A 23,416-nucleotide genomic window follows, 5' to 3' on the forward strand; every position below is an offset into this window, starting at 1 on the left:
CGCAAATCGCAATTTGTCAAAACTCAACCCTGCGTCCTGTGCGCCACAGTCGAGATATCAATCAGAGTTTTCGTCGTGTGATTTCAGGTAGCTATCCCACACGTCGGGCCGTCTTTCACGTGTGATGTTTTCTGCCATTTTATGGCGCCACTCAGCAATGCGGCCGTGATGGCCGGACATCAGCACCTCGGGAATCGGTCGACCTTTCCATTCCGCAGGGCGCGTGTATTGAGGATGCTCCAGCAGCCCCGATGAAAAGCTCTCTTCTTCGGTCGAAGCCTGATTTCCAAGAACTCCGGGGATCAATCTAACGGTAGCATCTATCAGCGCCTGCGCCGCAATCTCACCGCCGGTCATGACAAAATCGCCCAGAGATACTTCTTGAACGCCGTAATGTTCCAACACTCGTTCATCGACGCCTTCAAACCGTCCACACAACAGTGTCATACCATCACACCGCGCCAGATTTTGCATCATGCGCTGATCCATTCGGCGACCGCGCGGGCTGAGATAGATCAGGGGCCAGTTGCCTCGGATACCTGCCATCGTGTGCTCGATTGCTTCGCCAAGAACATCGGCACGCAAAACCATACCCGCACCACCGCCTGCAGGCGTGTCATCCACGTTGCGGTGCTTGCCGACACCAAACTGTCTCAGATCAGTGGTTTCCAGCTGCCACAGTCCTTCCTGCAGCGCTTTGCCCGTCAGGCTTTCGCCGAGCACGCCCGGAAACGCCGACGGAAACAGCGTAATTATCTTTGCCTTCCATACACCATGAAGATCCGGCGTTGGTGTCATCAGCTCGCGCGGTTTCAGGGTCGGCCGGATAGCCTTGCGGCCATGGGATTTGCTGGGTTTGTCAGTCATGTCGTGGCAGTCAGGCTATTTTGAGCGGATTGGATGAGACCTGCTTTCTGTCTGACAAGCTCCGTATCGTCCAGTCCGGAACGATTTAGTTGTAACATCTGGGCAAGGGTGTTTTCAGGCAGGCGCGGATTGGCGCGGGTTGGGCCAATCAGTTGGGACGCCTTACTGAGACGCAGGCCCAGAAATTCCGCGAACGGGCTGCCGGGGCCGTACTCTTTATTCTCCAGTTCTTCAAGCCATTCGGTTTGAACATCGATCGATGGTAACCGCTCCTGAATGGCTTCAGCGGTGGTCTGAAGTGAAGGCAAGGCGTCAAGATGCGATCGGTAGGTTTCGAAGTCCTGAACAAGGCGCAAGCGTTGTAGGTCGTGCGCCCAGAGGCTGCGAAGCCAGCTTCCGCGCTGCCTCAGGGACAGATAGATAGTAATATCGAGTTCTTCGCCTGCGAACCGATTACGAATTGTGTCAACCAGGCAGGCGGCAAGATCGGGTGCGGCTTCATAGCCAACCGCGACGTTGCGGCTGGGGCGTAGGCCCGAGAAGTTTTCTTCGCTTAGAATAAGACCGCGCTTGGTGCCAAAGTTTGTGGCCTCAAGGAAGTCGCGCATCTGATCGCCGAAATCGGCCAAGGTGCGTGCAGTGCCATACAGAGAATGTCGGGTTGCGGCATCGGCCAGACCAGTTTTTCTGGTTTTGTATGGCAAAACCAATGCGTAGTGAGGCCAGATCAACTCGCGATTTTCGAAGAGGAACGATTGTGCGGCCGTGACGCCGGTTTTGTGCAGGCCTAAATGCAGGAAAACCCGCCGCATCAAAACAAACCATCGGGTGGATCGGTGACAACACGGCCACGCTCCAGATCAACTGTAGGCACGTTTGCTAGTGTAAACGGCAACAATACCGTGGCTTTCAAGCCTGACCCGTGAACTTCCAACAGATCGGTTGCACCGTGGTTCTGTACCGATTTTACACGCCCCAACAGGGCACCTCCGGTATCATAAACCTCCAGCCCAATGAGGTCAGTATGATAGAATTCGTCGTCCGGAAGCGAGGGTAACTGATCCCGGTGCGCAAACAGACGCAGGCCTTTTATAGCATCGGCCTGTTCTTTAGTTTCAACCCCCCCCACACGGGCGGCGAAACCATTCTTGATCGCACGCGTCAAGACCAGAGGATACCGTTCCGCACCGTTCTCGTCGGTCAGAGGCGAGTAGGTTTCGATATCTTCAGGAACGGCGCAATAGCTTTTGAGCCGTACTTCGCCGCGCACCCCGTAAGAGCCGGCAATACTTCCGACACAGATCAGATCAGTCATTGGGCGCTTCCGATGCTACACATAGTCCGTTCTGCCAAACACCACGTTCGGCACAGGCCTCGCGTTGGTTGCTGCGTTCAAAGAACACGCCCACAATAAATGCGATCAGCAGCAGGATGGGAAGTCGTATCAGTCCAAACATCTGCCTCTACCGCGTTTCGAGATGCAATCGGGCGCTGCGCTGTTCCCAGCCAGCGCGTTCAAGTTCGGGCCGTTCTGACATTTCTTCCGGCCAGCCTACACAGTAATAGCCGACCAGAGACCAATCGTCAGGCACGTTAAGGTCACGCTTCATTCGTTCGGGATCAAGGATCGAGACCCACCCCAGACCCAACCCTTCTGCCCGCAAGGCGAGCCAGAACAAGGTGATCGCGGCGACGACGGAATAGCGACGCATCTCGGGCATTGTGCCCGCGCCCAACCCCAGTCCTTTGTTGGTCGACTCGTCGGAAAAAACGGCCAGTTGAACGGGCGCTTCCTGCATGCCGGACAGTTTCAGGCGGCTGTACTTCAGCGCTTTGTCACCCGAATAGCCTGCAAGGGCCTGTTCATTGGCGTTTTGGAAATTCTCCAGCGCTGCGGCCCGTGCCGCCGCGCTTTCGACGCGAATGACGCGCCAAGGTTCGCTCAGCCCAACCGAAGGGGCCAGTCGAAATGTGTCGAGGCAGCGCATCAGCACTGCCTCGTCCACAGGGTCGGTGCGAAACCGACGCACATCGCGCCGGAGCCGCATCAACAGTTCGAACTGCGTGCGGAATTCGTCAGTGAATGTCTGATCCTGCACGCGCCCGCCTTGCTTATTCTTCAGCAGCAGCTTCTTCAGCCGGAGCAGCAGCGGCCTCAGCAGCTTCAGCTGCCTTCGCGGCTTTCTCTTCTGCGCGCTCCTGAGCTTTCTTGCCCGGGGTACCCTTGTTCGGGTTGTTGCGTTCGGCCTTGTCGCGTGCGCCTGCAGCTTCCAGCATACGTGCGATACGGTCAGTCGGCTGCGCGCCCTGGTCCAGCCAGTACTGGATGCGCTCCATGTTCATTTTTACGCGCTCTTCGCTGTCTTTCGGCAGCAGCGGGTTGTAGGTGCCCAGCTTCTCGATGAAACGACCATCGCGGGGCATGCGGCTGTCAGCAGCCACGATGCGGTAGAAGGGACGTTTTTTCGAGCCGCCGCGGGCGAGACGAATTTTCATTGCCATGGTGGTATCTCCTTTGAATGGCATCACGCCGGGGGCGTGTCGTTTTAGTAGACCGGAGCAGATCCGGTTATTTCTGGTGTTTCTTGTGGTGTCGGATGACTTCCTGAATGATGAAATTCAGGACAGCCTTGGCAAAGTCGGGGTCCAGATCCGCCGTTTTCGCCAGGTCTTCTAACCGTGCGATCTGCGCTGCTTCGCGCGAGGGATCGGACGGGGGAAGGTCGTGTTCGGCCTTGAGCTTGCCAACGGCCTGCGTGTGCTTGAACCGCTCGGCCAGCGTATAGACGAGGATCGCGTCCAGCCGATCGATGCTTTCGCGATGCTCTTTCAGCAGCGTAGCCGCACGCGTCACAGGGTTGTTCATTGGCTAGTCCTTTCGGTGCTCAATGCAGGTTCGGAGAGGTCGATCTTGGGGTGGCGCCAGATTTCAGCGCGTTTGCCAAGCAATTCGCCTTCGCGTTCGTATCTGGCACCAAGACGTTCTGCCAGCGCCCGGGATCGGTCGTTGGCGTGCGCGATATAGCTGATTACACCGTTCAGGCCCTGATGGCGCGCTACGTGATCGCGCGCTGCCAGCACCGCCTCAAAGGCCAGTCCTTTACCCTCAGCTTCGTGCAGCAGCGTCCAGCCCAGTTCAGGTTCATCCCAGCCGGGCGCATCTATAATGCCAACCCAACCAACGAAGGTGTCGCTGGCTTTCTCGGTCAAATGCCACAGGCCATAACCTTTCAGCGCCCAGTGTCCCAGCCGGTTGGTCAAAGAGCTCCAGCTTTCCAGTGCGTCCTTCGGTCCACCGACCATATGGCTGCGTTCGGTCGCAAAGAAGCTGATCATGCCGGGCAAGTCATCCTGCTGTGGCGCGCGCAGGATCAGGCGATCTGTTTCAATCGAAGGAATGGTGTAAGTCGTCATGCGCCCACCTCCGACAATTGATCGGGACCGGGATGGCGGTACACCAGCTCGGTTCCATGTGACACGTTCTGATAGCTGCGCTCGTAGTGCGCACCCAGCCGTTCAGCCAGAGCGATCGAGCGGTCGTTGCCAGGGAAGATATTCGAACTCAACGTATCGAAGCCCAAAACCTCATAAGCATAGCGGCGGGCCTCTTCCGCGGCTTCGCGAGCAAATCCTTTGCCTTCGCTCCCGGCGAACATGACCCAGCCGAGTTCCGGTTCCGGCCAGCCTTCGGGGCCCCAGATGCCAACAAAGCCCACGGGTTGACCGTCGTGCGTTTCGACGGTCCAGAACCCATAATCATGCAGAACCCAATGGCCGATCATGCTGGCGAACCAGCGCCAAGCCTCATTACGGTTCATCGGGCCGCCAAAACCCCAACTTCGATCTTTGTCGGCAAAGAAATCGGCGACATTTTCAAAGTCGCGCTCCTCGGGGCCGCGCAGGATCAGGCGTTCGGTTTTGAGTGTGGGGATCTGGAGGTCGATCATGCGTAGGCCTCCATCCCGCCGTTCACTAGATCAGCAGGCCCCGGGTGACGCCAGACTTCCATCGTGCCGAATTTGGGATGTTCATAGATGCTCTCGAACCGCGCACCCAGCCGTTCCGCGACAGCCTTGCTGCCCGCGTTCTGGGGATCGATCAAGGAGATCGATGTTTCCCATCCCAAAGCGTCATATGCATAGGTTCGGGAGGCTTGCGCAGCCTCGGTCGCGTAACCCTTGCCGGTTGCGTTGTTCATCAGCGTCCAGCCGATTTCAGGTTCGGGCCAGCCAAATGGGCACCACAGTCCTACATGGCCCACATAAATGCCCGTATCTTTTTCCTCGACCCCCCAGAAGCCATAACCACGCATGGCCCAATGGCCCAACAAGGTCGCCACCATGCGCCACGTTTCATCCGGACGCAGCGGGCCGCCTACGAATTTTGACGCATCGCTGGCAAAGAACTCCGCCTCAGCTTCAAAATCCGCTTCACGCGGTGCCCGCATGATCAGTCGCTCGGTTTCCAGCGTCGGGATCGGCATCGCAAGTGTCATGCCTGCACCTCGCTGTAGCGCCAGACATGCTGGTCCGCACCAAACGCTTGCTCGGCAACAGTGTCACGTGTCGCCCCCAACCGTTGGGCTAGGGCATTCGAGCGGGCGTTGGATTGTGATACGTAGCTTACGAACCGGCCAGATCCGAGAAGATCAAAGCCAAAGTCACGTGCGGCAACGCAGGCTTCGGTGGCATATCCCTTCAGGCGATGCTGAGCACTGAACAGGTATCCAAGCTCGGGCTCGTGGTCGTCCCATTCCAGCCCCAGAATGACAAAGCCAACGACTTCGTCGTCATCTTTCAGTGTAACCGTAAAGAGGCCGTGACCGTGCAGAAGCCAGCCGGATGTATAGTAGGAAAATTCTGTCCAGGCTTCCTGATCGGTATCGCCAAAACTATCTCGGCAAATCGCCGTCCAAACCGGCAGGTCTTCCAACTTTGGAGCACGCAGAACCAGCCGCCGGGTCTCAAGGACCGGCAGAGCCGCGCGATATTGCGCTGCTGCCATCGCCGCCTTACCGGACGGGGGCTGGGTGCAGCGTGCTGACGTCACTTTTTCTTTCCGAACCCGCTCAGACCCGGAGGCAGGGCCATGCCGCCGCCCATTCCAGGCATTCCAGGCATCTTGCCGCCCATCGCTTTAGCCGCAGCTTCCAGCGCTTTGGGGTCCATACCCGCGGCCATTTCCTCAGGCGATGGGCCACCTTTGCCGAACATGCCTTTCATGGCCTGTTTCAGCATCTTGCCTTTGCCCATCTTGCCCATCTTCTTCATCATGTCCGACATCTGCCGGTGCATTTTGAGCAGCTTGTTGAGGTCGCTGACCTCCATTCCTGAACCAGCGGCGATGCGCTTCTTGCGGCTGGCCTGCAGCAATTGCGGGTTGGCGCGTTCGCGTTTGGTCATCGACTGGATCATGGCGATCTGCTGGCGCAGGATCTTGTCGTCCAGCCCGGCCTGATCCATTTGCTTGGCCATTTTGCCCATGCCCGGCATCATGCCCATCATGCCCTGCATGCCGCCCATCTGGATCATCTGTTCCAGCTGCATCTTCAGGTCGTTCATGTTGAACTGACCTTTGACCATGCGCTTCATCATGCGCTCGGTCTGTTCGATCTCCATCGTTTCCTGAGCTTTTTCGACCAGAGCAACGATGTCGCCCATGCCCAGAATACGACCGGCGATCCGGTCCGGCTCGAAGGTTTCGAGCGCGTCCATCTTTTCGCCTAGGCCGACAAAGCGGATCGGCTTGCCAGTGACCGCGCGCATCGACAGAGCCGCACCGCCGCGGCCGTCGCCGTCCATACGGGTCAGGACCACGCCCGAAATGCCGACCTTCGCGTCGAATTCCTCGGCCACTTCAACGGCGACCTGACCGGTCAGGCCATCGACCACCAGCAGGGTTTCGCGCGGGTCAACCACGTTGCGAACCTGTTCGACCTCGTCCATCAGCACTTCGTCGATATGCAGACGACCAGCGGTGTCGAGCATGTAGACGTCATAGCCGCCCAACGTCGCCTGTTGCTTGGCGCGTTTGGCGATGTCGACGGGCTTCTGGCCCGGCACGATCGGCAGCGTATCGACACCAACCTGCGTGCCCAGAACGGCCAGCTGATCCATCGCCGCCGGGCGATAAACGTCCAGCGAGGCCATCAGGACCTTTTTGCCCTCTTTCTCTTTCAGGCGTTTCGCCAGCTTACCGGTTGTTGTCGTCTTACCCGAACCCTGCAGACCAACCATCAGGATCGGGGCAGGCGGGTTGTCGATCTTCAGCGCACCGGGATCTTCCTCGCCGCGCAGAGTATCCACCAGCGCGTCATGCACGATCTTAACGACCTGCTGACCGGGTGTGACCGATTTGGTCACGGCCTGACCGGTGGCCTGATCCTGCACCTTCTTGACGAATTCGCGGGCAACCGGCAGCGAAACGTCGGCCTCAAGCAGCGCAACCCGGACCTCACGCAGGGCGGTTTTTACGTCTTCTTCGGACAGAGCACCCTGTTTGGTCAGCCGGTCAAAGACGCCAGAGAGGCGTTCGGATAAATTTTCAAACATGCCTTCGGCCTCCTTAGCCGGTTTTCTGGTGGCGCGTCCTAGATAGGATGCGTCGGTTAAATGCACAAACGCCCCCACGGGCGAAACTCGCTGGTGGGGGGCGATCCCTGAACGACTCAAGGGACCGGAAGATCATAAGCTTCCGGATGTTTGGAGGGGATTTAGGCGGATTGGCTGCCGGAGTCAACCTCGTGTGCCGGAAGCCAATCGTTGACCGCATCAACCATCCGCTGCGCGCCGCGCCCGCTGACATAGGCTTCGACAATCGGATGTCGCCCGGCACTCATACCTTTGTCCAGGATTAGAACAGGACGATGCATCTTGGACGTAGTCCTGTCGCGGCGCGAAGTGGTCGTCTCCACCTCGGCATGGGAAAGATTCGACAGCTCATGTTCCACGGTGTCATATCCAAAGATCGATTGGCGACGGATCAAGATGCTATTGCTGTTGCGGTCTAATATGACCTGAACTCGGCGCACAAAGACGCAGAACGCGCCGATCCCCATCCCGCCACCGAACACGGCAAAGAAGAGGCCAAACAGAATGCCCTCGCCACCTTCGGTTGCCATGAAAAGGCCAGCGCCGACAAAGGCAAGGATGAAAAAGACCAGTGAGATGCCGATAAACCAGGGCGTGTTAGACAGGATCAATTGGTCGGGTGTGTTACGCGTCACTTTCATGGCGGCACGCTAACACTGAATTCTGGCACTGTCGTGGCTTGAATTCGTCCGCGTGTTGCGCGATGAGCGCGCCAAACAGGAGGTTCCCATGGACGCATCATCTGCTTTTCAGGATACTTTGCCGCTCAGCTCTGACGCGCTGTTGGCGCGACTGGATGAATGGGGATTGGCTTATCTTCTGCATACCCATGTCCCGTTGCGCACGGTCGAAGATTCCAAGGCGGTCGAGGATCAGTTCATGGTGCCGGGTGAAAACGCTCTGCGGCTCAAGAACCTCTACCTGCGCGACAAGAAAAAACGGAACTATCTGGTCACGCTGGAACAGAGCCGCGAGATTGACCTGAAGGCGCTGGGTGCAGAGCTTGGGATCGGCAACCTGTCGTTCGGGTCAGCGGATCGACTGATGCAAAACCTCGGTATCCGTCCGGGCGCGGTCAGCCCCTTGGCCATGATCAACGGTGTTGAAAACAACGTGCGCTTCTTCATGGATACTGCCGCTCAGCAAGCCGACGTCATTTATATGCACCCTCTGGTCAATGATCGAACCGTTGCAATGAAGCGTGAAGACCTGACAGCCTTCTTCGAGCGTATCAATTGCGAGGTGACCTGGCTGCCGTGACGAGTTCACTCCGCCAGAGCTTCGGAAAGTGCTGCTGCAACATGCGCGGCTGACGGGTTCACGAATAAGAAACCCTCTGCTTCGAAGATCGGGTCGTCCAGATGATCCGGGAAAGCCAGCGGTAATTCGGTGCATGCCAACAGAATGGCGGTTCCCGGATTGGCATGGCGTTTGCAGAAGTCCAGCAGGCGAGGGCGTGCTTTCCTGGAGGCGCCGCCGTAGAACTCAGTATCAATCATCGCCTGCATCTCTGCGATCTGATCGTCAGGCAGGCGTTCGTTTGCAGAGATGCCCTCTACCGCAAGTCGCTCCGCATAGTTGCTGGCCTGCATCGTAACTGTGGTTCCAAGAACCAGTGCCTTTTCAGCTCCTGTTTCAGCAGTTGCCTCTGCGGTTGCATCGAAAATGCTTAGTATCGGCATGGTAACCCCACGCCTGATCGCATGCAGGCGGGCATGCGGCGTATTAGATGCGATGATTGCAAAGTCGCAGTCTGCGCGTTCCAGATTCAGAAGCGCCTTCCGGAAAACAGCATCGAATTCAGTCCAGCTGTCTTCATCGCCTGCTGTGCCTCGCAGTGCACGAGTATGCGCCTGCACAACGGATTCGATTGCCATCGGAGGGATAGGAAGCGGTGATCCGTGGCCGCGCTTGGAATAGTGCCTGCTCGCTCCCTCAGCAATGGCTCTGTAATAGTCGACTGTCGATGCCCAACCGACACCACCCAGAATTCCGATCTTTTTCATGAGATCCGCCCAATCTGCTCAGATAGATTTCCGCGCAGATTGGACGTTTTGCCAGCATATGACCAGAGGGGGATCAGGCGGCCAGTTCTGCTACTGCTTTTTGCGCATTGCTTAGGGTGTTTTCAGGGTCCATTGCCATTTGATCGGCCGCAACGACGTCTACATCGGTAATTCCGATGAAGCCCAGCACGTGGCGTGCGTAACCGGATGCATAGTCAATTTCGGACCCTACGGCCGTTCCGCCCGAGGCTATTGCCAGAACTGCCCGCTTGCCTTCAAGCAATCCTTTGGGGCCGTTTTCGGTGTAGCTGAAGGTCAGGCCGACGCGGGCAACAAGGTCAATCCACGCTTTGAATGCGGCGGGCACCGAAAAATTGTAGATCGGCAGGCCTATTACAATGGTGTCAGCCTCCTGCAGTTCCTGAACCAGTTCATCCGACAGGGCCAATTGATCCCGTTGCAGCGGATCACGCTGGTCCGCAGGGGTAAAGTTTGCCGCGATCCAGTCTTCGGTCAGCAGCGGCAAGGGTGTTGCCAGATCGCGGCGGATAATGCGTCTGGCACCCAGATGTTTGACAACGCGGTCAGAGAGATCACGCGTTGCAGACCCGGTGCGGCGGGCGGATGCATCAATGTGCAGGATGGTTTTGGTCATTTCTCGAGGTCCTTTGTTCGGGGATTTTGCTTCTGCCTCCAATATGAATGTTGTGTAGATGAACAAAACTCGGATATATCAACATCAGTTGTTGGAAATTGCACAGTCGTGGTGATCATGGATAACTGGGATGAGGTAAGAACCGCCTATCAGGTGGCCCGGATGGGGACAGTTAGTGGCGCAGCCGAAGTATTGGGTGTGCACCATGCCACTGTCATTCGTCATATCGACGCGATCGAGGCCCGTTTAGGCGTCAAGCTATTCCAGCGCCACGCCCGCGGATACACCCCAACTGAAGCGGGAGAGGATCTGTTGCGTGTTGCGCAGGCAACCGAGGATCAGTTCAATCAGCTTGTCGGCAGGATGAAGGGACGTGGGGACGATGTTTCGGGAGAGTTGGTGGTCACATCACTGGCATCGTTGGCACCATTAGTCGTGCCTACACTCAGCGAGTTTCAGAAAACCCATCCCGAGCTCATCGTGCGTTATCTGACCGGAGATCGGTTGTTCAGGCTGGAATATGGTGAGGCACATGTAGCTATCCGCGCCGGTGCTGCGCCTGATCAGCCTGACAATGTTGTGCAGCCCTTCGTCTCGCAGGAGGTGGGCCTCTATGCCAGCAAGGGCTACATTGACCGTCGTGGAAAACCATCCGGCATCGAGGATTTTGCCAACCACGCCTTTGTCGGCAATGACGATGAAAACAGCCGTGCGCCATTTTCCCAGTGGCTGCGCACCAATGCACCTGCCGAGGCGATCACTTTCCGCTGCTCGAACAATTTCACTGGCGCTGAAGCGGTTCGGGCCGGGGCCGGCATAGGATTTATGGCGCGTTGGGAAGCCGCACGTCATCCGGAATTGGAAGAGGTCATGGATCCATTGCCCGAATGGTCAGGCAAACTGTGGTTGGTGACACATGTCGATCTGCACCGCACAACAAAGGTCCAGGCGTTCCTGACGTTCCTGAAAGAGCAGGCCAAGGATTGGCTGCCATGAGTTCTCAGGCCCGTGGCCATCTGGCCATGTTGGCTTTTTCTGCACTTGTCGCGGGCAGTTTTTCGCTTGGCTCAATGATCGCCAATGAGATTGCACCTGCCGCGCTAAACGCTGCGCGGTTTGCGATTGCTGCCGTCGTGATTGGTGTCGCTGCGCTGGTCACCACTGGCATACCGCGCAGTGCGGCCAAAGCGCCCTGGCGCTATCTCGTGCTCGGCGGGCTGTTCGCAACCTACTTTGTGCTGATGTTCTATGGTCTGAAAACTGCACCGCCAGTCAGTGCCGCAGCCGTCTTCACTCTGACGCCTATACTATCTGCCATTGCCGGATGGATGTTGTTGCGCCAGATCACGACCTCTCACATGGCCATGGCATTGTTGGTTGGGGCAGTAGGGGCTCTCTGGGTGATTTTCCGCGCGGACTGGCAAGCCTTTCACGCGTTTGAGATCGGTCAAGGTGAGATCATCTATTTCTGGGGGTGCGTTGCGCATGCGATCTACACCCCTATGGTACGCAAACTGAATCGTGGAGAACCAGCAGTGGTCTTTACATTCGGTATGCTATTGGCGGGATGTGCAGTTCTTTTGGTGTTCGGGTGGTCGGACATTCGCACGACCGATTGGATGAACCTTCCGCCGATTGTCTGGATCGGGCTGTTCTACGTGGCGATTTTTGCAAGTGCCGCTACTTTCGTGCTGCTTCAATACGCAACGCTCTATCTGCCATCGGCGAAAGTCATGGCCTATACCTATCTGACACCCAGTTGGGTCATCCTGTGGGAAATCGCACTTGGAAACGGTGCCCCAACCGGGATGATCCTGATCGGAGTTGCATTGACTGTGATCGCGTTGCTGATGCTGCTGAAGCCTGAAGAGGAAGGACAGGCAGCGCATCGATCCCGCAGTCGCGAAGGCTAGGATTGTTTGCCTTCTTGTTCCCCAAGGTTTTCGGTTTCGAGAAAGCGTTCAAAGGCGTCCAGATTCACCGGTTCAAATTGCCCGAATCCCTGCATCCAAACTGAAGCCTGTCTCAGGGCGTCGGGCTCCAGCTTGCACCATTTCACCCGGCCCCGCTTTTCCTGAGAAATCAGCCCGGCCTTGGTCAGAATGACCAGATGTTTCGAGATCGCCGCTAGCGACATCTCGAATGGTTCAGCCACATCGGTGACGGCCATGTCATCCTCAAGCAGCATTGCCAGAATGGTGCGGCGCGTGGGGTCGGCAAGGGCCGCGAATACAGTGTCTAGATCGCTGGACATGGTTCCTTCCTAATATGCAGGAAGCTGTTTGACAATTTCCGAGCCCACGCCATGCTGCGCCGAAACTTAGAGGGGGCGTGACGATGCCACTGAAATACTGGCTGGTGATCTGCGTCCTTGGCATCGGCTGGGGCATGTCCTTCATGTTCAACGCCATTTTGCTGCGTGAGCTTGGGCCATTGTCGGTCTCGATGGGGCGCGTGGGCTTTGGGGCGCTGGGGTGTTGGATTTACGTTTTGGGTAGGCGTTTGCCGGTCCATCTGACCCTTGGCCGAGCTGCGGGGCTGTTGGGCTTCGGCGCGCTGAGTTACGCAGCGCCATTTGCGTTTTATGCGCTGGGCCAGCAGCATATCGGCGCAGGTGTCGCCGGTATCGTGAACGCCACAACACCGGCCTTTGCCGTCATCGTCTCGCATTTCTGGCCCGGAGGTGAGCGGGCCACACTGCTCAAGTCATTGGGTGTGGTTTGCGGGTTTGCCGGTATCGTCGTTCTATCACTACCGCTCTTGCAGTCGGGTGCGAAGTCCGAGTTTTGGGCCATTCTGCTGATCCTACTCGCACCCGTTTGTTACGCTTTCTCGCTCAATTTCGCCCGCGCGTTCCGGGACATGCCGCCAGTTGTTCTGGTGGCTCTTGCCCTGACGGGCGCAACGCTGTCGATCGCCCCGCTGGCACTTTGGCAGGAAGGACTGCCTCATATCACGCGCGCCGAGACTTGGGCCTCGCTTCTGATGATCGGATTTGTCCTGACCTCGGTGGCATTCATTGCGTTTTATTGGCTGCTGCCAAAGGTGGGACCGACCAATATCTCAACAGTCACCTTGATCGCCCCGGTCTCAGCGCTGGTGCTCGGGACATCTGTTCTGGGAGAGACACTTTTGCCGGAGCATCTGGTTGGCATGGCGGCCATTTTCGCCGGCCTTTTGCTGATCGATGGGCGTATTGTCAGACGTTGGCAAGCGGATAGGGAATACAAAGATCAACCAAGAGGTTGAATATGCGGATTTAGCTACTATCGCCGCATTTGCCAGTCTAACTCTGTGGTCTCATCAAGTATGCGTCGTAAATAAAGTTTATAAAACAATACCTTGACCGATCTCGAACTGCGATCTCAATAGCGTTGACTCTGCGCCCCATGCCCCTTAGCACCTAGCCTCAAGACAGTGCGAGGAAACCGCCCGTGACCGATGATGACCAAAAGCAGCGTATGGCGCAGCTTGAGGCCAAGATTGCGGCGGCGAAAAAGGCCAAAGCGCCAAAGCCTCGTGCAGATGCTGACGTGTCCGGGGGCGAGCTTGCCTGGAGGATGGTCATCGAAATGGTTTCCGGTCTTGGGATCGGATTTGGCATCGGATACGGGCTGGACAGCCTGCTCGGGACAATCCCGATATTCCTGGTGCTATTCACATTGCTGGGCCTTGTCGCGGGCGTGAAGGTTATGCTCCGCAGCGCGAAAGAGGTTCAGGAGAAACAGACGGCGGCCCAAGAGCAGGCCGAACGAGACGAGAGGGACTGAACGTGGCGACCGAGACCACCGCAGCAGAAGGCAGCAGCCTGGTATTCCACCCAATGGACCAGTTCATTGTCAAACCGCTCTTTGGCGGTGAGATTGCGTGGTACACACCGACCAACGTGACACTGTGGCTGTTCCTGGCAATCGCTGCGATCTTCGCTTTGCTGGTTCTCAGCACTTCGAAGCGCGCCATCGTTCCAACCCGTATGCAGTCGGTGGCCGAACTGGCCTACGGCTTTATCTACAAGATGCTGGAAGACATCTGCGGCAAGGAAGGCGTCAAGTACTTCCCATATGTCATGACCCTGTTCATGTTCATCGTCTGCGCGAACTTCCTGGGCATGATCCCCATGTCCTTCACCACCACATCGCATTTCGCCGTGACCATCCCGCTGGCGCTGTCGGTCTTCCTGACCGTGACCGTTCTGGGCTTTGTAAAGAACGGCGCAGGTTTCCTGGGTCTGTTCTGGGTCTCCAGCGCGCCTCTAGCTCTGCGCCCGGTTCTGGCGATCATCGAGCTGATCTCGTATTTCGTACGCCCGGTCAGCCACTCCATTCGTCTTGCCGGTAACGTCATGGCTGGCCACGCTGTTATCAAGGTGTTCGCAGGCTTTGCTGCAATCGCCGCGATCTCGCCCGTGTCCGTTCTGGCGATCACCGCAATGTACGGCCTTGAGGTCCTCGTGTCCTTTATTCAGGCCTACGTATTCACCATTCTGACCTGTGTTTACCTGAAAGATGCGCTGCATCCTTCGCACTAAGGTCTGATACCCCAACATCGAAACTTCCAATTCGTAAGGAGATACATCATGGAAGGCGATCTCGCACACATCGGCGCAGGCCTGGCAGCAATCGGTTCCGGCGCAGCCGCAATCGGGGTGGGCAACGTTGCAGGTAACTTCCTGTCCGGCGCCCTGCGCAACCCTTCGGCGGCTGCTTCGCAGACCGCAACCCTGTTCATCGGTATCGCGTTCGCAGAAGCCCTGGGGATCTTCGCATTCCTGGTCTCGCTGCTGCTGATGTTCGCCGTATAATCTGCGGAACCTGATCCTTACGCGCAGGTGGGTCCAAGCCATAGCGGCCCACCTGTTGTAAAGACAAGTTTCCGACGGAGGATATCATGGCGACTGAACCCCTTACAGAAGAGGTAGCTGGCTCGTGCGTCGACTCCTATGGCTCTGCCATCGGGATGCCGCAGCTCTGCTTCGATTGGTTCCCCAACCAGATTTTCTGGCTGGTCATCACGCTGGTCGTCATCTTTCTGGTCCTGTCTCGCGTGGCTCTGCCTCGCATCGCGGCAATCCTGGCTGAACGTCAGGGGACCATTACAAATGACCTGGCTGCGGCCGAAGATCTGAAGGCCAAGGCGGTCGAGGCTGAAGAGGCCTATAACAAGGCGCTGGCCGATGCCCGTGCCGAAGCGCAGCGTATCGCTGCCGAAGCACGCGCAGAAATCCAGTCTGGTCTGGATGACGCGATTGCCAAGGCGGACGCGGAAATCGCTGCAAAGGCGGCTGAATCGGAAAAGGCAATCGCCGAAATCCGTGCCGGTGCGCTGGAAAGCATTCAAGTGGTTGCCAAGGACACGGCGGCTGAACTGGTTACTGCGCTGGGCGGCGAGGCGGATGCCAAAGCCATCGCCAGTGCCGTAGACGCGCAATCGAAAGGATAAGTGACATGCGGAACACTCTTGCCCTTATCCTGACCATCGGCGCAGCCAGCCCGGCATTTGCCGCAAGCGGTCCGTTCTTCTCGCTTGGCAACACCGACTTCGTCGTCACGCTGGGCTTTATCGTTTTCATCGCGGTTCTGTTCTACTTCAAGGTGCCGTCGATGATCGGTGGTGCGCTGGATAACCGTGCCGAGGGCATTAAAGCCGAACTGGACGAAGCTCGCGCCCTGCACGAAGAAGCCCGCAGCCTTCTGGCTTCGTACGAGCGCAAGCAGCGTGAAGTACAAGGTCAGGCAGACGCGATTGTCGCTGCTGCCAAGGAAGATGCTGCACTGGCCGCCGAGCAGGCCAAAGCCGATCTGGAAAACTCCATCGCACGCCGCTTGGCTGCTGCGCAGGATCAGATCGCGTCTGCAGAAGCTTCGGCTGTCAAAGAAGTGCGCGATCAGGCCGTGACCGTAGCCGTATCGGCAGCCAACGAAGTGTTGGCAAAGCAGATGACTGCTACTCAGGCGAACAAGCTGATCGATGCGGCAATTGCCGACGTCGGTGAAAAGCTGCACTAAGAGTTTCTGACCCGGCGGTTCCGCTGCCGGGTCTGAATTCTGAGAGGCGATCAAACTCTCGCAAAGCCTTCATATCTGAAGCACATCTACTCCATCAGCCATTATCACTGGATTGTACGTAGGTTGAGTTACGCCTGCGCCAGAGCCATAGCGCTATTGCAAGGGCTGTGATTGCGAGCTCAACTGCAAAGGTCCAGTGGTTCAGAAAAGACAGAATCCAGTGTGAATGGGTCGCCTTCACGACAACAAGCGGCTGCGAGTAGTCCGAATATGGCCAGGCCCACGCGATTTTGCCGACGATGGAATCCAGCGCCATATGAACAACTCCGCCAGCACCGAAAAATGCAAGTACAGTACCCGCCTTAGGGTGGAAAAGCCGTAGCGCAAGTCCAGCAAACAGTAGAGCGACCCAAACGATAGGTCGATGGGTCAGATAGGCGTGATGATGGTGGGCGCGGTTATCCACCAGATAAAACCAAAGCATGTCCAGATCAGGCGCAACTGCGCCCAGCATTGCTGCAGCGAATGCCAATTTGCCGACATTGGGTGTCGCTGTTCTGAAAATTAGATAGGCACCCGGCAGGTGGCCGATAAACATCAATTTTGACCGGTTTCATGCGCCAGTCTCTGCTGGGCGATGGTTTCGTTCTTCAGCGCCTTCTGCTGATCCTCCATACATCGCTCGACAAAACTCAGGTGTTGCTGAACCGCTTTCCGGGCCCCCTGAGGATCGCGCGCCTGTAGCGCCGAGTTAATGGCCCGGTGCTGATCCAGAATCGAGTCTCTGGTTGTGCGTTGCTGGAACATCATCTGCCTGTTGTAGAAAACACCTTGGCGTAGCAGATCGAACATGGATCGCATCATATGCAGCATGACGACGTTGTGGCTGGCTTCGATGATCGCCATGTGAAACTGGGCATCCAGATGTGCTTCTTCCTCGGCTGCGTTGCGATCATGGGCGGCCTTCATCTTTTCAAAGATCGTCTGAATAACCTTAAGATCGCTGTCTGACCCTAGCCTAGCCGCCCGCTCTGCTGCCAACCCCTCCATATCCCGGCGAAACGACAGATAATCGAATACAGCTTCATCATGGCTGCTGAACAACTGGATCAGCGCTGGTGAAAATGCCGAGCCCAGCACCTCTGCGACATAGATGCCGGATCCGGCCTTGGCAGTCAGCAGTCCTTGTTCCTGCAGTTCCGAAATCGCCTCTCGCAATGATGGGCGTGATACACCCATGCGTTCGGCCAGTTCTCGTTCCGAGGGCAGGCGTTCACCCGGGCGCAGAATGCCGCGCAGAATGAGTAATTCGATCTGGCGGACAACGGCCAGAGACAGCTTTTCGGTCTGAACTTTTTGAAAGGGCATGACTGTGTCGTTCTGAATTGGTCAAATCATATGACCACGTAAACCAGTCCGCTTCAAGAAAGTGCGTTATTCAAGTTCGTTGAAATATTAGGTCAGAAATATTGACATTAAATTGAGTCGGCATAGGCTGCGCTGAGCAGAGTTCGGAGGAAGCTCATGTCAACGCATCACCTGTTCGCCACCCGTGCATCTCGGATGAAGGCATCCGAGATACGAGAATTGCTTAAGCTACTCGATCAGCCCGGGATTATCTCATTTGCAGGAGGCATCCCCGATCCGGCGCTGTTTCCAGCGGAAGGATTTGCAGACGCTTTTCAGGTGGCCCTTGGGGTGGATCAACAGGCCCAGTCACTGCAGTATTCTGTGAGTGAGGGATATGTTCCCCTGCGCGAGTGGATCGCTGAGCACATGCGCCAGATTGGTGTGGATTGTGACATCGACAATGTGCTGATCACTTCGGGATCACAGCAAGCACTCGACTATCTCGGTAAGCTCTATCTTTCTCCCGGTGATACGGCGCTTGTGGGTTGGCCGACCTATTTGGGGGCATTGGCGGCCTTCAACGCCTATGAGCCCCGATTTGACCGGATCAGCATAAATGGCAACCGAGGTGCTGCAGAGTATCGGTCCGGGGCAGGTGAGGGGGCGGTCAAGTTCGCCTATCTCTCCCCGGATTTCGCGAACCCGACCGGCGAAACCGTTGATCTGCGTGGACGTGAGGCCCTGCTCGATCTGGCAGAAGAGCTGGATTGCGCCATCATCGAGGATGGAGCTTATCAGGCGCTTCGTTACGAAGGTGACGCGATCCCGCCGATCCTGAGTCTGGAACTGGCGCGGAAAGGATCGCTTGAGAGCTGTCGCACCATCTATTGCGGTAGCTTTTCCAAGACCCTGTCGCCGGGTTTGCGGGTCGGCTGGGTTGTGGCAGCCAAGCCAATTATCTCTCAATTGGTTTTGATGAAGCAGGCGGCTGATCTGCACTCCGCTACGATCAACCAGATGGCGGTCTATCAGGTCGCGAGGGCAAGCTTTGATACCCACATTCCAATGCTCAGAAACGTCTACGGCGTCCGGCGTGATGCGATGTTGGCAGCATTGGAAGAGTATATGCCGAAGGAGGTTCAATGGACCAAACCAGAGGGTGGTATGTTTGTTTGGATCACTTTGCCTTCGGGTATGGATGGCGCTGATTTGCTGTCCAGAGCGCTCGAAACTGTCAAAGTGGCATTCGTGCCCGGGCAGGCCTTTTTCCCTGATGAAACGGGCGCAAATACCATTCGGCTGAGTTTCTCAAACTCTGACGAGGACACAATCCGAGAGGGCATTCGCCGGTTGGGAGAAGTGTTGCGCCGCTGAATCCGGAAAGGATCTGTTAACCAAATTGTCGCAAAGCTGCGGCATGATCCGGTACCTGGCCCTTCTGATGTTGGCAGCTTGCTCTGCGGGTACACCTCATTTTCAAGGGGTGCCCGCTACGCGTATTGCTGTGAACGGCAGCGTGTTTGATGTGCGGGTTCGTGGGGAACTGGCCGAAGCTGTGCGGGTAAACACACAATATGCCCCACGCCTCGGGCCGATCCGCGATCGGGCGGCACTTGCGATGGCGCAGGTTTCGGGCTGTCCCATTCTCGACGTGTTGGGTGATGCCGCAGTTACGGTTGGTGTACTTGGTTGTGATCGTGCGGCAGGGGAACGCTTGCTGCTGACGGCAGTTTCGACGCCAAACTATGAATGTATCGACTATGGCACCTACGAAGATGCAGGTAGTGACTTAGGCTACCAGGTTTTTGAATGTACGCCCTACTGAATGCGCGTATTTTCGCACGGTTTTGGCAAGATATTGTGGATAACTCGGATCACGGGCCCATATCCTGCGTAACTCCGTTGACTCGTCCCCCATCCCTTGCGCAGACTTCCTGAACGTAGGAATCACGGATAAAACGGCCATTGCGCTTTAGCAAACTCAAACTGACCGGCTTTAAAAGCTTTGTTGATCCGACCGATCTGATCATCGCGGATGGGTTGACCGGTGTGGTGGGGCCAAACGGTTGTGGCAAGTCCAATCTTCTGGAAGCATTGCGTTGGGTGATGGGTGAGAACCGCCCCAAATCCATGCGCGGTGGCGCAATGGAGGATGTTATCTTTGCGGGGGCTGCCACGCGTCCTGCTCGGAATTTTGCCGAAGTTGTCCTGACGATGGACAATTCAGAGCGACTGGCACCTTCAGGCTTCAACGACAGCGACCAGCTTGAGATTGTCCGACGCATCACCCGCGATGTGGGCAGCGCCTACAAGACCAACGGTAAGGATGTGCGGGCCCGTGATGTGCAGATGTTGTTCGCAGATGCTTCGACCGGCGCGCATTCACCCGCGTTGGTAGGACAGAACCGTATTGCGGAACTGATCAACGCCAAGCCACGCGCCCGTCGGCGTATTCTGGAAGAAGCGGCCGGTATCTCGGGCCTCTACCAACGTCGGCACGAGGCCGAGTTGAAGTTAAAGGGTACTGAGTCCAACCTGACGCGCGTTGATGACGTTCTCGAACAACTCGGGACACAGCTGGCGCAATTGGCGCGTCAGGCCCGTCAGGCTGCACGTTATCGCGAGATAGGCGAGCAACTGCGCCAAGCCGAGGGCATGCTGCTTTATCGTCGCTGGAAAGAGGCCGACATTGCCCGTCAGCAGGCCGAAGAAAAACTGCGCGAACGGATCACCGAAGCATCGCGCGCTGAGGCCGAAGCAAGAGCGGCAGCGGCGAAGCGCGCTGAGATTGAGGAAACCCTGCCGCCCTTGCGCGAAGAAGAGGCTATCGCCGCCGCGGTCCTGCAACGCCAGCAGGTTCAGCGTGATGCACTGGCCGATCAGGAAACCCGCGCGCGCCAGACCATAGAAACGCTGACCAATCGTATTCAGCAGCTTGGCAACGACATCGAGCGTGAGACTGGCCTGAACCGGGACGCCGGGCAGATGATCGAACGTCTGGAATGGGAAGCCCGCGAACTGGCCAAAGCTGCCGAAGGTCACGAGGACAAGGTAGCTGAGGCCGCCGAAATTGCCCGCGATGCTGCCTCGGTTTTGCAGGATCGTGAAGATCACCTGTCGCAGGAAACCGAGGATATGGCCCGCCTCGTTGCACGCCATCAGTCTGCGCAACGGTTGGTCGAGGACAGTCGCAAGACACTGGCGCGTTCTGAAGGTGAGGAAGAGAAAGCCCGTTCGTCGGTGGAGGAGGCGCGCGAAGCGCTGACCCGTACCAGCGAAGCCTTTGAAACTGCTCAGGAAGCCGAGGAAGAGGCGCGCGAGGCTGCTGAAGCTGCCGAAGAAGCGCTGGCCGCTGCCGATGAGCTGCGCAATGAAACACAGGCGCGCGAAGCCGAAGCCCGGGCACAACGCTCTGAGGCGGAAGGTGAATTGGGCGCCATCCGAGCCGAGACAACAGCGCTGGCTAAACTGGTTGAACGGGATACGGCCGAGGGTGGGCAGGTGCTTGACCTGCTGCGTGTAGCACCCGGTTATGAAAAGGCGCTTGGCGCCGCACTGGCCGACGATCTGCGTGCGCCTCTGGTCGAAGGGGATGGCCCTTCGGGCTGGGTGCAGGTGGCGGGATATGACAGCGATCAACCTCTGCCCGAGGGCGCTGAACCACTGGCGTTGCACGTCTCGGGACCAGACCGTCTGAGTCGTAGGATTGCACAGATCGGGTTGGTCGATGCCGATCTAGGCGCACGGTTGCAAGCATCGCTGAAACCCGGCCAACGGCTGGTGTCGCGCTCGGGCGATCTGTGGCGCTGGGATGGTTTCCGCGCTTGGGCTGAAGATGCGCCAAGCGCTGCTGCACTGCGCCTGGAGCAGCTCAACAAGCTGGAAGCGCTGAAACAGGAACTGACGCGTACCGAAGCGCAAGCTGATGGAGCGCGCGCCGCGCATGAGGCGCTGTCGCAGCAACTGGCGGATGTGACCGAAGCCGATCGTCGTGCACGCGAAGCGCGTCGTGCTGCCGATCAGCGCATGGCCGAAACCGCGCGCCAACTCAGCCGGGCTGAAGCCGACCGCAATCTGGCACAGGGCAAGCTGGAAACCCTGTCTCTGGCCGTGGATCGCCACAAGGAAGACGCCATGTCTGCTCGCGCTCAGCTGCGCGAGGCCGAAGGTGCGCTGACCGGGCTGGGTGATCTGGATAGCGCCCGCGCGCAGGTCGAGGATATCAAGCAAACGGTTGAAGCAGCGCGGATTACCATGCTGACACATCGTTCGACCCATGACGAGTTGCGTCGCGAAGGTGATGCGCGCACCCGGCGAACACAAGAGGTCACCAAGGATCTCAGCGGTTGGCGTCACCGTCTGGAAACTGCTGAAAAGCGTATATCGGAACTGGCTGAACGCAAGGAAAGTTCAGAAGAAGAACTGACCGAAGCCATGGCCGCGCCCGGTGAGATTGTCGAAGCGCGCGAAGAACTGAATGAGCTGATCGAAACTGCCGAGGCGCGCCGTGCAGAGGCAGCGGACAGGCTGGCCGAGGCAGAAACCCAGCAGCGTGAGGTTGTACTGGCTGAGCGTGAAGCAGAACGCCTGGCATCAGAAGCACGCGAAACGCGAGCGGCTGCTGAGGCGCGCTGCGATGCCGCCAAAGAAAGCGTTGTCGCCGCAGCCGAACGAATTGCAGAAGATCAGCAATTGACACCAAACCAATTGCTGAACCAATTGGATGTAAATCCTGATCAAATGCCTGCTGCGGACACGCTTGAGGCCGAGGTGAACCGCCATAAGCGTCAGCGTGATGCGATGGGTGCGGTCAACCTGCGCGCCGAAGAGGATGCCAAAGAGGTTCAGGAAGAATTCGATACGCTCAACAGCGAAAAATCTGATCTGGAAGAGGCGATCAAGGCGCTGCGCAGCGGTATCGCCAGCCTGAACCGCGAGGGACGCGAGCGTCTGTTAACTGCGTTCGAACAGGTGAACTCGAATTTTGCGATGCTGTTCAAGCACCTGTTTGGCGGTGGCGAGGCCAATCTGGTCATGGTCGAAAGCGATGACCCGCTGGATGCGGGCCTTGAGATCATGTGTCAGCCACCGGGTAAAAAGCTCTCGACACTGAGCCTGCTGTCGGGTGGGGAGCAGACCCTGACCGCGACGGCGCTGATCTTTGGCGTATTCCTTGCCAACCCCGCTCCGATTTGTGTTTTGGACGAGGTCGATGCGCCGCTGGATGACGCCAACGTCACGCGCTTCTGTGATCTGCTGGACGAGATGTGCCGCCAGACCGACACGCGGTTCCTGATCATCACCCACCACGCGGTGACCATGGCCCGAATGGATCGGCTGTTTGGTGTTACCATGCAGGAGCAGGGCGTCAGCCAGCTCGTCTCGGTTGATTTGAAGAAGGCCGAGCAGATGGTCGCCTGACCGTTCACCGCAACGTTATGAGGGTTTTGAGGCGCTGCGGGATAATGTGGCTGCATGACACGACTGTTTCTGATCCTTGTGATTTGTATTTCAACTCCGCTTTGGGCTGCTGATTGGGCAACCAAACCGGGCGATGTGCCGCTGAATCAACAGGAACTGGATGCATTGGCGGGCCAGACGTTCACCTTCTATGACGATGGGCAATCCCGTTATTCTACTGGTGGAGCTTACTCCTATACCTATTCGGAGACGAATGGTGGCGGAACCGCATTCGGTACTTATCGCATTGCCGAGGACGGCAGTGTTTGTGTTGATTATCGTAATGGTCTCAGCCGCTGTGATTTGTATGTGCGCAGCGGTGACCGCTTGATACTGATCAACGAAAAAGGCGAACGCTATCCGGTGCGCCCCGATTGAAATCGGTCTTAAGGGTGCCGTTTAAAAGCCAAGCATACTTAAGTTTGCACCAAGTGTTTGAACGACCTGTTTACATAATGTGTGTCAATTGATCGGTGAAACGCA

31 protein-coding genes are annotated in these 23,416 nt (G+C 57.3%); 13 read left to right on the forward strand and 18 right to left on the reverse strand.

The genetic code is table 11. The features are described 5' to 3' along the window. Positions 1-57: 57 nt before the first annotated feature. The 13 genes from trmD to ACR0CW_RS19960 form a co-directional block, all read right to left on the reverse strand. Entirely contained in the window at positions 58-867 is an 810-nt protein-coding gene (gene trmD, locus ACR0CW_RS19900) for a tRNA (guanosine(37)-N1)-methyltransferase TrmD (protein WP_155149162.1), read from the reverse strand. Then, the gene (locus ACR0CW_RS19905) at positions 864-1,679 is read right to left on the reverse strand and encodes a hypothetical protein (RefSeq protein ID WP_480789110.1); all 816 of its coding nucleotides are present in this window, start codon (positions 1,677-1,679) and stop codon (positions 864-866) included. The genes trmD and ACR0CW_RS19905 overlap by 4 nt, the downstream gene beginning before the upstream one ends. Continuing rightward, positions 1,679-2,182: a ribosome maturation factor RimM gene (gene rimM, locus ACR0CW_RS19910; protein ID WP_480789111.1), complete on the reverse strand. Its 504-nt coding sequence runs from the start codon at positions 2,180-2,182 to the stop codon at positions 1,679-1,681. Before rimM ends, ACR0CW_RS19905 begins: the two co-directional genes overlap by 1 nt. Then, a complete protein-coding gene (locus ACR0CW_RS19915; RefSeq protein ID WP_170333946.1) occupies positions 2,175-2,324 on the reverse strand; it encodes a hypothetical protein in 150 nt (49 codons plus the stop codon). Before ACR0CW_RS19915 ends, rimM begins: the two co-directional genes overlap by 8 nt. A gap of 6 nt (positions 2,325-2,330) precedes the next feature. Then, on the reverse strand, positions 2,331-2,966 hold the full coding sequence (gene bluB, locus ACR0CW_RS19920) for a 5,6-dimethylbenzimidazole synthase (protein ID WP_480742095.1): 636 nt from the start codon (positions 2,964-2,966) through the stop codon (positions 2,331-2,333). Between the two features lie 13 nt (positions 2,967-2,979). After that, positions 2,980-3,369, reverse strand: coding sequence for a 30S ribosomal protein S16 (rpsP, locus tag ACR0CW_RS19925; RefSeq protein WP_010437590.1), 390 nt, complete (start codon positions 3,367-3,369; stop codon positions 2,980-2,982). Between the two features lie 67 nt (positions 3,370-3,436). Continuing rightward, entirely contained in the window at positions 3,437-3,733 is a 297-nt protein-coding gene (locus ACR0CW_RS19930; RefSeq protein WP_155142187.1) for a chorismate mutase, read from the reverse strand. Further along, the gene (locus ACR0CW_RS19935) at positions 3,730-4,281 is read right to left on the reverse strand and encodes a GNAT family N-acetyltransferase (protein ID WP_170333942.1); all 552 of its coding nucleotides are present in this window, start codon (positions 4,279-4,281) and stop codon (positions 3,730-3,732) included. The genes ACR0CW_RS19930 and ACR0CW_RS19935 overlap by 4 nt, the downstream gene beginning before the upstream one ends. Then, positions 4,278-4,814 carry a GNAT family N-acetyltransferase gene (locus ACR0CW_RS19940; protein WP_170333940.1) on the reverse strand — a complete coding sequence of 179 codons (537 nt, stop codon included), beginning with the start codon at positions 4,812-4,814 and terminating at the stop codon, positions 4,278-4,280. Before ACR0CW_RS19940 ends, ACR0CW_RS19935 begins: the two co-directional genes overlap by 4 nt. Next, positions 4,811-5,362, reverse strand: a complete 552-nt coding sequence (locus ACR0CW_RS19945) for a GNAT family N-acetyltransferase (RefSeq protein ID WP_155142192.1) — start codon at positions 5,360-5,362, stop codon at positions 4,811-4,813. Before ACR0CW_RS19945 ends, ACR0CW_RS19940 begins: the two co-directional genes overlap by 4 nt. After that, positions 5,359-5,916, reverse strand: coding sequence for a GNAT family N-acetyltransferase (locus tag ACR0CW_RS19950; RefSeq protein WP_480789112.1), 558 nt, complete (start codon positions 5,914-5,916; stop codon positions 5,359-5,361). The genes ACR0CW_RS19945 and ACR0CW_RS19950 overlap by 4 nt, the downstream gene beginning before the upstream one ends. Continuing rightward, complete coding sequence (gene ffh / locus ACR0CW_RS19955) at positions 5,913-7,418, reverse strand: signal recognition particle protein (RefSeq protein WP_480789113.1); 1,506 nt, start codon at positions 7,416-7,418, stop codon at positions 5,913-5,915. Before ffh ends, ACR0CW_RS19950 begins: the two co-directional genes overlap by 4 nt. A 161-nt stretch (positions 7,419-7,579) precedes the next feature. After that, positions 7,580-8,098, reverse strand: coding sequence for a hypothetical protein (locus tag ACR0CW_RS19960; RefSeq protein ID WP_480789114.1), 519 nt, complete (start codon positions 8,096-8,098; stop codon positions 7,580-7,582). Positions 8,099-8,186: 88 nt separating this feature from the next. Between ACR0CW_RS19960 and ACR0CW_RS19965 the strand changes: the two genes are divergently transcribed. Further along, the gene (locus ACR0CW_RS19965; protein WP_480789115.1) at positions 8,187-8,717 is read left to right on the forward strand and encodes a prolyl-tRNA synthetase associated domain-containing protein; all 531 of its coding nucleotides are present in this window, start codon (positions 8,187-8,189) and stop codon (positions 8,715-8,717) included. Between the two features lie 5 nt (positions 8,718-8,722). Here ACR0CW_RS19965 and ACR0CW_RS19970 read toward each other — a convergent pair whose 3' ends face one another. After that, positions 8,723-9,463 carry an aspartate/glutamate racemase family protein gene (locus ACR0CW_RS19970; protein ID WP_480789116.1) on the reverse strand — a complete coding sequence of 247 codons (741 nt, stop codon included), beginning with the start codon at positions 9,461-9,463 and terminating at the stop codon, positions 8,723-8,725. 73 nt (positions 9,464-9,536) lie between these two features. Continuing rightward, positions 9,537-10,118 (reverse strand): FMN-dependent NADH-azoreductase, encoded by a 582-nt coding sequence (locus tag ACR0CW_RS19975; protein ID WP_480789117.1) that lies wholly within the window; start codon positions 10,116-10,118, stop codon positions 9,537-9,539. A 117-nt stretch (positions 10,119-10,235) separates the two neighbouring features. On the opposite strand from ACR0CW_RS19975, the gene ACR0CW_RS19980 reads away from it, so the two are divergent. Both ACR0CW_RS19980 and ACR0CW_RS19985 read left to right on the forward strand, forming a co-directional pair. Then, positions 10,236-11,114 (forward strand): LysR family transcriptional regulator, encoded by an 879-nt coding sequence (locus tag ACR0CW_RS19980; RefSeq protein WP_155142205.1) that lies wholly within the window; start codon positions 10,236-10,238, stop codon positions 11,112-11,114. Then, positions 11,111-12,031 (forward strand): DMT family transporter, encoded by a 921-nt coding sequence (locus ACR0CW_RS19985; protein ID WP_480789118.1) that lies wholly within the window; start codon positions 11,111-11,113, stop codon positions 12,029-12,031. Before ACR0CW_RS19980 ends, ACR0CW_RS19985 begins: the two co-directional genes overlap by 4 nt. Here ACR0CW_RS19985 and ACR0CW_RS19990 read toward each other — a convergent pair. Further along, positions 12,028-12,372 (reverse strand): ArsR/SmtB family transcription factor, encoded by a 345-nt coding sequence (locus tag ACR0CW_RS19990; protein WP_170333925.1) that lies wholly within the window; start codon positions 12,370-12,372, stop codon positions 12,028-12,030. The genes ACR0CW_RS19985 and ACR0CW_RS19990 overlap by 4 nt on opposite strands. An 83-nt stretch (positions 12,373-12,455) precedes the next feature. Here ACR0CW_RS19990 and ACR0CW_RS19995 point away from each other — a divergent pair, with 83 nt between their 5' ends. From ACR0CW_RS19995 to ACR0CW_RS20020, 6 genes are all read left to right on the forward strand, one after another. Next, positions 12,456-13,367, forward strand: coding sequence for a DMT family transporter (locus tag ACR0CW_RS19995; protein ID WP_480789119.1), 912 nt, complete (start codon positions 12,456-12,458; stop codon positions 13,365-13,367). Positions 13,368-13,552: 185 nt separating this feature from the next. Further along, positions 13,553-13,888 carry an AtpZ/AtpI family protein gene (locus ACR0CW_RS20000; RefSeq protein WP_170333924.1) on the forward strand — a complete coding sequence of 112 codons (336 nt, stop codon included), beginning with the start codon at positions 13,553-13,555 and terminating at the stop codon, positions 13,886-13,888. A gap of 2 nt (positions 13,889-13,890) precedes the next feature. Beyond that, positions 13,891-14,646: a F0F1 ATP synthase subunit A gene (locus ACR0CW_RS20005; RefSeq protein ID WP_170333922.1), complete on the forward strand. Its 756-nt coding sequence runs from the start codon at positions 13,891-13,893 to the stop codon at positions 14,644-14,646. Between the two features lie 48 nt (positions 14,647-14,694). Further along, the gene (locus ACR0CW_RS20010) at positions 14,695-14,919 is read left to right on the forward strand and encodes a F0F1 ATP synthase subunit C (RefSeq protein WP_008755373.1); all 225 of its coding nucleotides are present in this window, start codon (positions 14,695-14,697) and stop codon (positions 14,917-14,919) included. An 86-nt stretch (positions 14,920-15,005) separates the two neighbouring features. After that, positions 15,006-15,557, forward strand: coding sequence for a F0F1 ATP synthase subunit B' (locus ACR0CW_RS20015; RefSeq protein ID WP_155142211.1), 552 nt, complete (start codon positions 15,006-15,008; stop codon positions 15,555-15,557). 5 nt (positions 15,558-15,562) lie between these two features. After that, a complete protein-coding gene (locus ACR0CW_RS20020) occupies positions 15,563-16,123 on the forward strand; it encodes a F0F1 ATP synthase subunit B (RefSeq protein WP_155142214.1) in 561 nt (186 codons plus the stop codon). 94 nt (positions 16,124-16,217) lie between these two features. Here the strand turns inward: ACR0CW_RS20020 and ACR0CW_RS20025 are convergent, their stop codons facing one another. Continuing rightward, the gene (locus ACR0CW_RS20025) at positions 16,218-16,721 is read right to left on the reverse strand and encodes a metal-dependent hydrolase (RefSeq protein ID WP_480789120.1); all 504 of its coding nucleotides are present in this window, start codon (positions 16,719-16,721) and stop codon (positions 16,218-16,220) included. Then, positions 16,721-17,491: a FadR/GntR family transcriptional regulator gene (locus tag ACR0CW_RS20030; RefSeq protein ID WP_480789121.1), complete on the reverse strand. Its 771-nt coding sequence runs from the start codon at positions 17,489-17,491 to the stop codon at positions 16,721-16,723. Before ACR0CW_RS20030 ends, ACR0CW_RS20025 begins: the two co-directional genes overlap by 1 nt. Before the next feature lie 156 nt (positions 17,492-17,647). Here ACR0CW_RS20030 and ACR0CW_RS20035 point away from each other — a divergent pair, with 156 nt between their 5' ends. From ACR0CW_RS20035 to ACR0CW_RS20050, 4 genes are all read left to right on the forward strand, one after another. After that, positions 17,648-18,847 carry an aminotransferase-like domain-containing protein gene (locus ACR0CW_RS20035; RefSeq protein WP_480789122.1) on the forward strand — a complete coding sequence of 400 codons (1,200 nt, stop codon included), beginning with the start codon at positions 17,648-17,650 and terminating at the stop codon, positions 18,845-18,847. Positions 18,848-18,890: 43 nt separating this feature from the next. Then, positions 18,891-19,298, forward strand: a complete 408-nt coding sequence (locus ACR0CW_RS20040; protein WP_480789123.1) for a hypothetical protein — start codon at positions 18,891-18,893, stop codon at positions 19,296-19,298. Positions 19,299-19,438: 140 nt separating this feature from the next. Beyond that, positions 19,439-22,894 carry a chromosome segregation SMC family protein gene (locus ACR0CW_RS20045; RefSeq protein ID WP_480789124.1) on the forward strand — a complete coding sequence of 1,152 codons (3,456 nt, stop codon included), beginning with the start codon at positions 19,439-19,441 and terminating at the stop codon, positions 22,892-22,894. 54 nt (positions 22,895-22,948) lie between these two features. Next, positions 22,949-23,311 carry a hypothetical protein gene (locus tag ACR0CW_RS20050; RefSeq protein ID WP_480789125.1) on the forward strand — a complete coding sequence of 121 codons (363 nt, stop codon included), beginning with the start codon at positions 22,949-22,951 and terminating at the stop codon, positions 23,309-23,311. Positions 23,312-23,416 lie beyond the last annotated feature (105 nt).

The sequence above is a fragment of the Ruegeria sp. CH6 genome, from assembly GCF_056537005.1.